Origin of the sequence: Microbacterium sp. (genome assembly GCF_044508325.1) — a bacterium.
Lineage (GTDB): Bacteria > Actinomycetota > Actinomycetes > Actinomycetales > Microbacteriaceae > Microbacterium.
In genome coordinates, this window is the sequence record NZ_JBIQHX010000007.1 from 111,137 (window position 1) to 121,977 (window position 10,841).

General features: G+C 72.1%; 10 protein-coding genes. 6 read left to right on the forward strand and 4 right to left on the reverse strand.

Translation table 11 applies throughout. The features are described from left to right. Positions 1-122: 122 nt before the first annotated feature. From ACIWQI_RS08020 to ACIWQI_RS08040, 5 genes are all read left to right on the forward strand, one after another. A complete protein-coding gene (locus ACIWQI_RS08020; protein ID WP_396656623.1) occupies positions 123-812 on the forward strand; it encodes a TetR/AcrR family transcriptional regulator in 690 nt (229 codons plus the stop codon). Then, on the forward strand, positions 809-3,775 hold the full coding sequence (locus ACIWQI_RS08025; protein ID WP_396656624.1) for an AAA family ATPase: 2,967 nt from the start codon (positions 809-811) through the stop codon (positions 3,773-3,775). The genes ACIWQI_RS08020 and ACIWQI_RS08025 overlap by 4 nt, the downstream gene beginning before the upstream one ends. A 159-nt stretch (positions 3,776-3,934) precedes the next feature. After that, the gene (locus ACIWQI_RS08030; RefSeq protein ID WP_396656625.1) at positions 3,935-4,120 is read left to right on the forward strand and encodes a hypothetical protein; all 186 of its coding nucleotides are present in this window, start codon (positions 3,935-3,937) and stop codon (positions 4,118-4,120) included. Positions 4,121-4,282: 162 nt separating this feature from the next. Then, positions 4,283-5,317 carry an ATP-dependent DNA ligase gene (locus tag ACIWQI_RS08035; protein WP_396656626.1) on the forward strand — a complete coding sequence of 345 codons (1,035 nt, stop codon included), beginning with the start codon at positions 4,283-4,285 and terminating at the stop codon, positions 5,315-5,317. 245 nt (positions 5,318-5,562) lie between these two features. Further along, positions 5,563-6,540: a hypothetical protein gene (locus ACIWQI_RS08040; RefSeq protein WP_396656627.1), complete on the forward strand. Its 978-nt coding sequence runs from the start codon at positions 5,563-5,565 to the stop codon at positions 6,538-6,540. Between the two features lie 204 nt (positions 6,541-6,744). Here ACIWQI_RS08040 and ACIWQI_RS08045 read toward each other — a convergent pair whose 3' ends face one another. The 4 genes from ACIWQI_RS08045 to ACIWQI_RS08060 all read right to left on the reverse strand — a co-directional run bounded on the left by ACIWQI_RS08045 (position 6,745) and on the right by ACIWQI_RS08060 (position 10,039). After that, the gene (locus tag ACIWQI_RS08045) at positions 6,745-7,209 is read right to left on the reverse strand and encodes a nitroreductase family deazaflavin-dependent oxidoreductase (RefSeq protein ID WP_396656628.1); all 465 of its coding nucleotides are present in this window, start codon (positions 7,207-7,209) and stop codon (positions 6,745-6,747) included. Next, positions 7,202-8,227, reverse strand: coding sequence for a non-homologous end-joining DNA ligase (ligD, locus tag ACIWQI_RS08050; protein ID WP_396656629.1), 1,026 nt, complete (start codon positions 8,225-8,227; stop codon positions 7,202-7,204). The genes ACIWQI_RS08045 and ligD overlap by 8 nt, the downstream gene beginning before the upstream one ends. Before the next feature lie 258 nt (positions 8,228-8,485). Further along, on the reverse strand, positions 8,486-9,571 hold the full coding sequence (locus tag ACIWQI_RS08055; RefSeq protein ID WP_396656630.1) for an SseB family protein: 1,086 nt from the start codon (positions 9,569-9,571) through the stop codon (positions 8,486-8,488). Positions 9,572-9,625: 54 nt separating this feature from the next. Beyond that, positions 9,626-10,039 (reverse strand): hypothetical protein, encoded by a 414-nt coding sequence (locus tag ACIWQI_RS08060; protein ID WP_396656631.1) that lies wholly within the window; start codon positions 10,037-10,039, stop codon positions 9,626-9,628. A gap of 77 nt (positions 10,040-10,116) precedes the next feature. Between ACIWQI_RS08060 and ACIWQI_RS08065 the strand changes: the two genes are divergently transcribed. Further along, positions 10,117-10,731: a MerR family transcriptional regulator gene (locus ACIWQI_RS08065; protein WP_396656632.1), complete on the forward strand. Its 615-nt coding sequence runs from the start codon at positions 10,117-10,119 to the stop codon at positions 10,729-10,731. The last annotated feature ends 110 nt before the right edge of the window (positions 10,732-10,841 follow it).

Genomic DNA, 10,841 nt, shown 5'->3' on the forward strand with positions numbered 1-10,841 from the left:
TGTCTTGATGTCGAGATATCTTCGACCGACATACGAGCCTACTACCCGGGGCTGGGCGCCTCCGACCGTGTGACGCGCGCGTCAGCACTGGGCGCCGGACCGGGCCGCTAGGCTGAGGCGACATGAGCACCGTCGCCTCGCCTGCCGCCGCCGACCGCACCGCGGTCATCTCCGCGGCGCTCGAACTGTTCCACGAGCAGGGGTTCGAGGCGACGTCGGTCGACCAGATCGCGAAGGCCGCGGCCATCTCGCGCTCGACCTTCTTCCGGCAGTTCGGGGGCAAGGAGGATGTCGTCTTCGCGGACCACGAGGTGCTGCTGGACGAGGTCCGGGCGCTGCTCGAGGCGAGCCCGCGCGATGATCCCTTCACGGCCGTGTGCCAGGCCGCCGAGCACGTCTTCCGCCACTTCTGCGCCGACCCGGTCGTCGCCCGCAGGCGCTACGAGATCGTGCGTCGGGTGCCGGCGCTGCGCGAGCGCGAGATCGTCACGGTCTTCCGGTACGAGCGCATCTTCGACGAGCACCTGCGGCGCTCGCTGCCGGGCATCGACCCCGTCGACGCCGTCGGCTTCTCGGCGCTGGTGACCGCGGTGCACAATCACGTGCTGCGGCGGCTGCTGCGAGGCGAGGATGTCGCGCTCGACGTGCTGCGCAGCGCCCTGTCGACCGCCGCCGACCGCTACGGCGTCGGGGCGGCGGCCGACACCGAGCGGGACAGCGAGCAGGATGTCGTCGTCGCGGTGTTCCCGCGGTCGATGCCCACGGCCGAGCTGGCACGGCGACTGCGCGCCCGGCTCGATGAGGCGCAATGATCGGCGGCACCTCGCGCGCGCCGCTGATCGGCCGGGATGCCGAGCTCGGCCGCCTGCGCGAGGCCTTCGCCACTGGCCGCGCAGGCCGCGCCCGCGTCGTCGTCGTGCGCGGCGAGGCGGGCATCGGCAAGACGCGACTCGTCCACGAGATGCTCGCCGAGGCGGCGGGCGCCCATCGCGGCCCGCCGATCGTGGTGGCGACCGGTCAGTGCATCGACATCGGCGAGATCGGCGCCCCGTACACGCCGGTGCGGCGGCTGCTGCGCGAGCTGCACCGCGGCGTCGGCGACGAAGCCTTCCGAGCGGCGGCGGCACCGCCGATGCTCGCGACCCTCTCCGCTCTGCTGCCCGATCTCGGCCGCGAGCCGGCCGGCGCCCCCGGAAGCCAGGGCAGCGCCGACATCATGGCCGAGGCTCTCGAGCAGGTCATCGGGGAGCTCAGCGGCACCGTCCACCTCCTCCTGGTCATCGAGGACCTGCACTGGGCGGACGCTGCGACCATCGCCCTGCTGCGCACCCTCATCGTCACGCTGCGGGGCGCGCACCTGACCATCGTGCTCACGTACCGCTCGGACGACGTGGGACGCGGCCATCCGCTGCGGCCGCTGGTCGCCGACCTGGAGCGGAACCGGTCGATCGCCACCGTCGACCTGCAGCGCCTGGGGGACGATGACACGGCCGCGCTGGTGGCGGAGCTGGGCGCAGCCCTGGCCAGCGAAGAGGTCGAGGAGCTCATCGCCCGCTCCGACGGCGTGCCGTTCTTCGTCGAAGAGCTCGTCGCCCTGGACGGCTCCGAGCTGCCCGACACCCTGCGCGATCTCGTCCTTGCCCGCGTCGAACGGCTGAGCACCGATGCGCGCGAGGCGATGAGCGCGCTCGCGGCCGGGGGCGTCCGCGTGCCCCACGAGCTGCTCGAGACGGTCGCCGGCGTCGACGACGCCACGCTGATCCGGGGCCTTCGCGAAGCGCTGGCCGCACAGGTGATCGTGGCCGACGGCGACGGCTACGCATTCCGCCACGCCCTCATCCAGGAGATGGTGCACGACGAACTGCTCCCGAGCGAGCGGGCGGCGCTGCATGCGCGCTATGCCGATGCGCTCGACGCCCGGCTGACGAGTCTGCCCGAACTCGCCGCCGAGGTCGCTGAGCATCGGATGCAGGCCCGTGACGTGCCGCGTGCGTTCGACGCCACCGCCCGTGCGTACGCGCATGCGAAGGGGACCGCGGCGCCCGCGGCCGCAGTGCGGCTGGGCGAGCGGCTCATCGAACTGTGGCCCCAGGTCGGCGATGCCGAAGCCCGCGCCGGCATAGGCCGCGTCGCGCTGGCCGTGGAGGTCGGCGAGCAATGGCGCGACCTCGGCGAGGCGGCGCGTGGTCTGCGGGTCGCGCGGGACGCCCGCACCTGGGTGGACGACGACGACGTCTTGAGCATGGCCGCGCTGCACCGGCTCGCGTTCGTGTCGCTGAGCAACCTCACCCGCCATCAGGAGTCGCTCGCCGAAGCCCGCGCGGGCATCGCGCTGATCGCCGGTCGGCAGGACCCGGCCTCTCTCGCCATGCACGCGCGGCTGCTGTCCGGACTCGTCGCCGCGCCCGCCTCCGATCTGGACCAGGGCGAGGATCGGCGAACCTTGGGGCGCGAGGCGGTCGAACTCGCCGAGCGATCGGGCGACGATCAGGCGCTCGCGACCGCGGCGACGAGCCTCGCCTGGGCGGCGGCCGATGCCGGCGACCTCGAAGACGCCCTCGGCAGCGCGCACCGCGTCGCGAGCATGGCCACCGACACTGCGTTCGTGCTCAACGCGGCGATCTTCGAAAGCGACGTCCTCGTGCGGCTCGGCCGCTACGACGAGGCGATCGCGGCCGGTGCCGCCGCCATCGAGCGCAGCACCCGCATCGGCTTGGAGCGCGGCATAGGGGCCATGATCGCCGCGAACGTGGGCGAGGCGCACGCAGCGATGGGGGACGTGCCGGCCGCGCTCGAGGTGCTCGGCCGCGCGGCCGTCCACCTCGCGACGATGCCGCCGTTCCGCTCGTTCACCGTCCGCATCCGCGCGCAGGCGCTGAGCTGGAACGATGATGGCGAGCAGGCGGTGCATCTGCGCCGCGAGGCACGCGACTTCCTCGACGTCGTCCTCGCCGAGGACGCCGAGGAGCAGATCGGCTGGGCGGAGGTCGACGCTGAGATCGCGCTGAACCGCTTCGACTCCGAGCACGCCTCCCCCGGCCGTGAAGAGCTGCTCGCCGACGCGCTGACGAGCGCGCAGACCCTCGGGTCGGGCACATTCGTGCACGACTCGGGTCTGTCGCGGCGCATCCTCCCGGTGGCCGCCCGCGCAGTGGCGACCGCTCTGCGCGAGGGGCAGGATCCCGCGCGCACCGCCGCGCTGCGGGCCAACGTCGACCGGCTCGTCGCCGCGCTCGGTGTCGATGCGCCCTCCGCGGCATACCGCGCGCTGGTGGAGGCGGAGTGGGCGCGTGCCGCCGGCGACGACCCGGAGGCCTGGCGCGCCGCGGCCGAGGTCATCGTCCGGGGCCTCATCCCCTATCGCTACCGCCACTACGCCCGCTTCCGTCTCGCCGAGGCGCTCGTGGCCGTCGGCCGGCGCGACGAAGCCGAGGCGCTCCTGCCGGAGGTGATCACCGGCGCACGCGCCGAAGGCGCGGCCGTGGTGGCGCGGTGGGCGGAGCAGCTCGCCGCGCGGGCCGGCATCCGGATCGAGGGGCTGGATGCCGCTCCCGCCGCGGCTGGCAAGGCATCCGCCCTCACACCTCGAGAGCGACAGGTGCTCGCCCTCGTCGCGGAGGGACTCACCAACTCCGAGATCGGGAAGCGCCTGTTCATCTCACCGAAGACCGCGAGCGTGCACGTGTCGGCGATCCTCGCGAAGGTGGGGGCGGCCAACCGCGCCGAGGCGGCGGCGATGTACGCCGGACTCGGTGACCCGCTGCCCGGTGCTTAAGCCCGTCCGGCGGGAACTAAGACCGCACACGCGGGCGATCTGAGGCGTCGCCGCTGCCGAAGATACGGCGTTCGCCCGATGATCGGCACCCGCCTCAGCGAGGAAAGTCGTACCTATCAGCAGCCGGAGAAGCCCGAGCAGCCCAGACAGGAGATCGACATGAACGCCACCGTCCACACCGCACTGATCCTCGACCAGCAGCGTGCCACGCAGCTCGACCGCGAGATCGCCGTCCGCCGCAGCATCGCCGAGCACCCCGCCGAGACCGCGGCGCCCCGCCGGTCGGTCGTGGCCTTCACCCGCCTCTTCGGCGCCGGCCGCCCGGCGGTGCGCGCCGCACACTGACCCACCCTGCCTGGGGGCAGCCGGCACGGCCGGCATCCGTGGGAGCGGAGAGCATGGGGGCTCCGCTCCCCCGATTCTGTTTCTGCCGGTCAGGCGAAGGGCTTGCGAACCGGCTTGCACGGGCTCTGTCCTTGCGGACGACCCACGGGCAGGATGGACCCCATGCACTACGAGATCCCCGCGCCGATGCTCGCCAAGTCCGTGCCGCAGGTGCCCGAAGGGCCGGGCTTCAGCTACGAGCCCAAGTGGGACGGCTTCCGGGGCCTCGTGGCCTGGGACGGGACGGAGGTCGAGATCGGCAGCCGCGGCGCCAAGCCCCTGACGCGCTACTTCCCCGAGCTCGTCAACGCGTTCGCGCGGCTGCTGCCCGAGCCGTGCCTGCTCGACGGTGAGATCGTCGTGCCCACCGGTGACCCCGGGGCGCAGCGGCTCGACTGGGAGGCGCTGAGTCAGCGCATCCACCCTGCCGCGTCGCGGGTGACGATGCTCTCCGAGACGACCCCGGCCATGTTCATCGCCTTCGATCTGCTCGCCCGCGGCGAGCGCAGCCTGCAGGGCGACCCGTTCTCGACGCGCAGGGCCGAGCTCGTCGAGCTGCTCGCCGATGTGCCCGACCCGATCCACGTGACGCGCACCACCGACGATCCGGCACTCGCCGAGCGCTGGCTCGCCGAGTTCGAGGGTGCGGGGCTGGACGGGGTCGTCGCCAAGCCGCTCGACCAGCCGTACGCGCCGGGCAAGCGCACCATGTTCAAGATCAAGCACCACCGCACCGCCGACGTCGTGGCGCTGGGCTACCGCATCCACCGCTCCGGTCAGGGCGTCGGGTCTCTCCTGGTCGGGCTGTACGGCGACGACGGCACGCTGTACCCGGTCGGAGGCGTCGCCGCGTGGAGCGACAAGCGCCGCCTCGAGCTCATCGACGAGCTCGCCCCGCTCGTGCAGCGCGACGAGGAGGGCGAGATCCTGCGCGGCGAGGGCGAGCCGTCGCGCTTCCAGGCGAACCGGGCCGATTCCTCGTTCGTGAAGCTGCGGCCCGAGCGCGTGCTCGAGGTGCGCTACGACCAGCTCGAGGGCTGGCGGTTCCGCCACACGGTGCAGTTCGAGCGGTGGCGCCCGGATCGCGATCCGCGCTCGTGCACCTACGAGCAGCTCGAGACCGTGTCGGCCTATGACCTCGCCGACGTGCTGACCTGATCCTCGCCCTCCCCCTCCCTGCTGTCTCACCCCCAGCGACCGCCGAACCCATCGCATCCGGCCGAACCCATCGGATCCGCGCGCACGAATCACATGGGGTCGAACCGAAGCGATGGGCTCGGTGGCCGCTGAGGGTGAGAGCGCGGCAGGTGGCGCGCCCTGCACAGGGGGGCCAGCAAGAAAGGACTGCACAGAATGGATGCCTCGCGCAGCGTGCGGCCGCGGCATCCCTGCATCCTCGTCCCATGGGTGCGACGGAGGCTGCGGGCCAACTGCAGTCGCGGGAGCAGCTGAGCGACCAGGGAATGAGCAACCGGGCGATCGCCGCAGACGTCGCCGAAGGGCGGCTCGTGAAGGTGCACACCGGGTGGTTCGTGCGCGGGAGTGCCTGGCGAGCGGCGCAGGCGGAGGCGCGGCACCGCCTCCAGGTGCTCGCAGCCCACCGGCAGCTGCGGGGAGCCGACCCGTTCGTGCTGTGCTCGGCGGCCGTCTTGCACGATCTGCCGCTGCATCGCATCTCGCCTCGACGCGTGCACATGGCGAGCCTGACCAGCGACGGACGGACCCGGCCACCCGTCGGCAGACGGCCACTCGTGGCGCGGCACGAGATGCGAATTCCCGACTCCGATCTGTGCGAGGTGGACGGGATCGTGTGCACGACCCGCGAGCGCACCGTGTTCGACCTTGCGCGACTGAGCCCGCGCGAGGCAGGGATCTCGGTCGCCGACGCGGCTCTGCGTCAGGTCGCTTGGGACAGCGCATCCTGGGCGTACGCCACGGCCGCCGCCGGTGAATGGCACGAGCTCATGCGCACTCGGGTGATGCGTGCGGCGGGGGCCCGCGGCATCCGGCGCGCGCGTTTCATCCTGCCCTTCGCCGATGGGCGTGCCCAGCTGCCTGGAGAGAGCGTCAGCAGACTGTACCTGGCCGACATGGGATTCCACGTACCGCGTCTGCAGGTGCCGATTCGCGGCCCGGACGGGACGTGGTACTACGTCGACTTCGACCTCGGCTCGGCGTGGGGAGAGTTCGACGGCCGCGTCAAGTACAAGGCGCAGGACAAGGACGACGCGATGGCCGTGCTCCAGGCCGAAAAGGAGCGCCAGGACTGGATCCACGGCACCACCCATCGCCCGATCGCGCGATGGGGATTCGCACACATGCCCACCGCGGCGGCGCTTGCGCGGCGTCTCGCCGCCTTCGGCGTCTACCCCCGCCGCTGAGTTTCACCCGCCTCACGCCCGCGCGCGGCGCTGCAGCGTCGAAGTCCCGGCGCCGGATCTCGCCGACCCACCGAACGCGAACCCATCGCATTTGAACCACCCCATCGGTTTCGACAGCACCGATCCGATGGGTTCGGCTCAAAGCGATGGGTTCGCGTTGAGGGCGGGGTACGCGGGGCGGAGGGTCGCGGGGCCGGGTGACCCCTATGCCGCCTCGGGGGGCGTGAACTCGACGATCGGCACCACATCGCTGTCGGACAGGTGCATCATCACGGGACCCAGCACACTCCATGCAACCGGGTGGCGGCGCTCGTAGTCGCGCAGCACCTCGGCCGACGCCTCCTCGTCGAGCAGCTCCGCCGCAGCGGGCACGCGCCGCGCCCGCCCGGTGCTCAGGTACGCGACCCCGTTCGCGCGCAGATTGCGGTACCACTGCGCCTTCGCGCCGAACCCCGATGCCACGCACAGCGACCGCGGCCCGCGCTGCACCACCTCGACGACGACGTACCGCGGCTCGCGCGAGACCCGCCCGAGGGTCTCGATCATGACGAACCGCTCCCCCAGCAGCCACCCGAATCCCGCCCGGTACAGCGGGATCGGCAGCCGCATGAGCCACCGGATGCTGAGGATGCGCTCGGCGATCGACGCGCGAGGGGGCCGCTCAGGCATCCGTCTTCTTCGCTCTGCTGGGCTGCACCCGCGGCGGCTCCCCCGGCATCTTCGGGAACTCCGGCGGGAACGGCAGCTCACCGAGGCCTGCGTCCAGGTCGCGCTGCCACCACTCCAGCAGCGTGTCGATCCGGCCGGGGCTGTCGAGCAGACCGGCCCACGGGTCGCCGTGCTCCGCAAGCCGCGCCGGCATCGAGCGCACCGTGAAGGCTGCCGGGTCGGCGTCCGCCAGCTCGTCCCACTCCAGCGGTGCCGACACGGTCGCCCCCGGCAGGGCTCGCGGGCTGTACGCGCCCGCCATGGTGCGGTCGCGGTTGGCCTGGTTGAAGTCGATGAAGACCCGGTCGCCGCGCTCCTCCTTCCACCAGTTCATCGTCACCTGGTCGGGCAGCCGGCGCTCCAACTCGCGCCCGGCGGCGATGACGGCATGGCGCACGTCGAGGAACTCCCACTCCGGCACGATCGGGCAGAAGACATGGATGCCTCGGCTGCCGCTCGTCTTCAGGTACGCCTCGAGCCCCGCCTCGGCGAGCACCTCGCGCAGCACCGGCGCGACGGCCGCCGCCTCGGCGAAGCCGGACGCGTCCGGCGGGTCGAGGTCGATGCGCAGCTCGACGGGGTTGTCGGTGTTGTCTGCGAGCGAGGCCCACGGGTGGAACACGACGGTGTTCATCTGCGCGGCCCACACGGCGGAGGCGATCTCGGTGAGGACGAGCTGAGGATGCCGGCGCCCGCTGTTGTAGGTGACGGTGACCGCCTCGACGAAGTCCGGGGCGCCCTTGGGCGGATTCTTCGAGAAGAAGCTCTCGCCCTCGATGCCGTCGGGGTAACGCTGCAGCGACACCGGGCGGTTGCCGTTGGCGTTCAAGAACGGCTCGGCCACGGCGATGAGGTACTCCGCGAGCTCACGCTTCGTGATGCCGAGCTCGGGCCAGAGCACCCGGTCAGGGCTCGACAGCCCGACCTCGCGGTCGCCGTGCGGACCGGGGACGGTGAGGGTGATCCGCTCTGATGCCATCCTTCGACGCTAGTCCCCCGCCGCTCGTTGAGCGAGCGAAGCACCCTCCCCGGCCGTTGAGCGAGCGACACGCTCTCCCCGGCCGTTGAGCGAGCGAAGCGAGACGAAACGCCACCCGGCCGTTGAGCGAGCGAAGCGAGACGAAACGCCACCCGGCCGTTGAGCGAGCGAAGCGAGACGAAACGCCACCCGCCCGTTGAGCGAGCGAAACCCCACCCGGTCGTTGAGCGAGCGAAGCGAGACGAAACGCCCCGACCCTCAGTCGTCCGTTCCACCCTCCGCGAGCGCGAGCACCGGCGCGAGGTCATCGCGGGTCAGCTGGATCCAGGGGCCCGCGGCATCCAGCACCACTCCCCGCAGCTGCTCATGCTTCGCGAGCGCGTCGGCGAGCTGCTGCGCGGTGAACGGCAGCGGCTGGTCGCCGCGGCCCATCGCCACGACCTCGAGCGGATGCGAGTAGAGCTCGAGGATGCGGTTGCCCTCGGCATCCCGCCCCTCGGCCACCCCGAGCCGGTCGCCGCCGGACGGATCGGGCTGCGACTTGTTCACCGCCACATACAGCGGCGCCTCGGTCATCGCCTGGGCGATCTCGGCGGCGGTCTCGGGCGTGCGGGCACCGGCGAGCAGGGTCTTGAGGGTCAGCTTCGGGTCGGCCTGCTCGACCATGCGCTGGATGAGGTCGCGCGGCAGCACGAGGCGGGCCGGCGACGAGGCGGGGTCGACGATGAGGCCGGTGTAGTCGCCCGCGATCACGTGCGAGAGCACGGCGAGCACCGGCTGGCCCATGGCCGAGGTGTCGGAGTCGCCGTCCTCCTGGAAGGCGCGCTGCAGCGCGGCACCCGAGCTGTAGGCGAGCACCCACTTCTGGTCGCCGTTGCGGACGACCGCGAGCGGCAGGTCTTTGCCCTGGCCGAGCAGCGCGCGGGCATCGCCCTTCACGCGCAGGAAGAGGTGACCCTGCAGCACCTGCCGGGTCACGCGCAGTAGCTCGATGGGGTCGGGGTTCTCGCCCAGCGAGGCGAGGGCGTCGCGCAGCAGCGCGTTGTCGCGCAGGCCCGGGACGGTGTCGCTCTGCTCGGGGGCGAACTCCGGTCCGCGCAGGACGGGCTGCGGCTCACCCGGCGCGGGCCTGGGGGCGCTGCGGGGCGCCGGCGCGCCCAGCCCGCCGAACGAGCTGACCGAGATGCCGACCGACGGCACCTGCTCGGCGGCGCCGTCGAGCACGCGCGCCGCCGCCTCTTCGGCCTCGGCACGCTGTGCGTCCGACTCGCGCGTGTCCGGCTCGGCGGATGCGTCGGGCTCGGGCGCGTCGGTGCGCTTGTCACGTCGGGAGAAGAGGGCCATCGTGCCAGCCTAACTGCGGCCACCCGCGCCAACCCGGGCGCCCACTGAGAGCTGCTACAGCGCCGCGACCCCCGCCACGATCACGCTGACGCCCACAGCGGCCAGCGACAGCCCGAGCACGACGACCCCTGCCCACAGCAGCGCGATCGCACGGCCGGGCCGCTGCGGGTCGCGGCCGAGCACCGAGAGGAAGAAGCCGCCCGGGATCAGGATGGCGCTGGCGAGCACGCCCACGCCCGTCCATGCCCACGGGCCCTGCACGCCGGTGGCAGTCAGCAGCAGCAGGCTGACCAGGCCGAGGATGACGAGCACGCCGGCGTGTGCGTGCCCGGCGCGGAAGAAGGTCTTCTGCAGACCGTTGAAGGGCAGGCCGCCGGTGGTGATGCGCAGCAGGAACGTGCCGCCCGACATGATGCCGATCACCGTCAGCACGGTCGCGCCGGCGACGATGGAGAGGATCGGGTCCATGGTGTTGCTCCGTTCATTGGATAGTTACAGTATCCAAGTGTAGATAGTTAGACTATCCAATGCAAGGGAGGACCTGGATGCGGATCTCAGAGCTGTCGGAACGCAGTGGCGTGCCGATCCCGACGATCAAGTTCTACATCCGCGAGGGGATGCTCCCCCGCGGCGAGGCCTCCGCGGCGACGCGGGCTGTGTACGGCGACGAGCACGTCGCGCGGCTGCGGCTCATCGCGGCGCTGACGCAGGTCGCGGGGCTCCCCCTGGCGCGCGTGCGCGAGGTGCTCGAGGTGATCGACGCACCTCCCACCGACCCCATCGAAGCGATCGGCCGCGCCATCGGCGCGCTGCCGCCGTATGTCGACGACGACGGCGACCTGTCCCGCGCGCGCGCCGCGATCGAGGCGCTCGGGCTCACGTTCGATCCTCGCTTCACGGCCGTCGCGCAGCTGGAGTCCGCGATCCGCGCCCTCGAGGCCGCCGGCCTGCCGAGCGACCCCGAGACGCTGCGCCGCTACGGCGACGCGATGATGCAGGTGGCGGCGGGCGAGGTCGCCCCGGTCGAGAGCATGGACACCGCGGATGCCGTCGAGTACGCCGTGCTGGGCACGGCCCTGTACGAGCCGGTCATGCTGGCCCTGCGCCGCCTGGCGCACCAGCACCGCATGGTCGAGGGCCCTCCCACTCCCGGTCGTTGACCCCTTCCGGTCGTTGAGCGAGGCCGCGCGCAGCGCGACCGAGACGAAACGCCCCCCCGCGTCACACCTTCTCGATGGGCGCGATCTTCACGAGCAGCTTCTTGACCCCG

Excerpts from the sequence above, each read along its gene's own strand:
- ACIWQI_RS08020 (WP_396656623.1), top strand. The coding sequence starts at position 123 with ATGAGCACCGTCGCCTCGCCTGCCGCCGCCGACCGCACCGCGGTCATC.
- ACIWQI_RS08025 (WP_396656624.1), top strand. The coding sequence starts at position 809 with ATGATCGGCGGCACCTCGCGCGCGCCGCTGATCGGCCGGGATGCCGAG.
- ACIWQI_RS08030 (WP_396656625.1), top strand. The coding sequence starts at position 3,935 with ATGAACGCCACCGTCCACACCGCACTGATCCTCGACCAGCAGCGTGCC.
- ACIWQI_RS08035 (WP_396656626.1), top strand. The coding sequence starts at position 4,283 with ATGCACTACGAGATCCCCGCGCCGATGCTCGCCAAGTCCGTGCCGCAG.
- ACIWQI_RS08040 (WP_396656627.1), top strand. The coding sequence starts at position 5,563 with ATGGGTGCGACGGAGGCTGCGGGCCAACTGCAGTCGCGGGAGCAGCTG.
- ACIWQI_RS08045 (WP_396656628.1), bottom strand. The coding sequence starts at position 7,209 with ATGCCTGAGCGGCCCCCTCGCGCGTCGATCGCCGAGCGCATCCTCAGC.
- ligD (WP_396656629.1), bottom strand. The coding sequence starts at position 8,227 with ATGGCATCAGAGCGGATCACCCTCACCGTCCCCGGTCCGCACGGCGAC.
- ACIWQI_RS08055 (WP_396656630.1), bottom strand. The coding sequence starts at position 9,571 with ATGGCCCTCTTCTCCCGACGTGACAAGCGCACCGACGCGCCCGAGCCC.
- ACIWQI_RS08060 (WP_396656631.1), bottom strand. The coding sequence starts at position 10,039 with ATGGACCCGATCCTCTCCATCGTCGCCGGCGCGACCGTGCTGACGGTG.
- ACIWQI_RS08065 (WP_396656632.1), top strand. The coding sequence starts at position 10,117 with ATGCGGATCTCAGAGCTGTCGGAACGCAGTGGCGTGCCGATCCCGACG.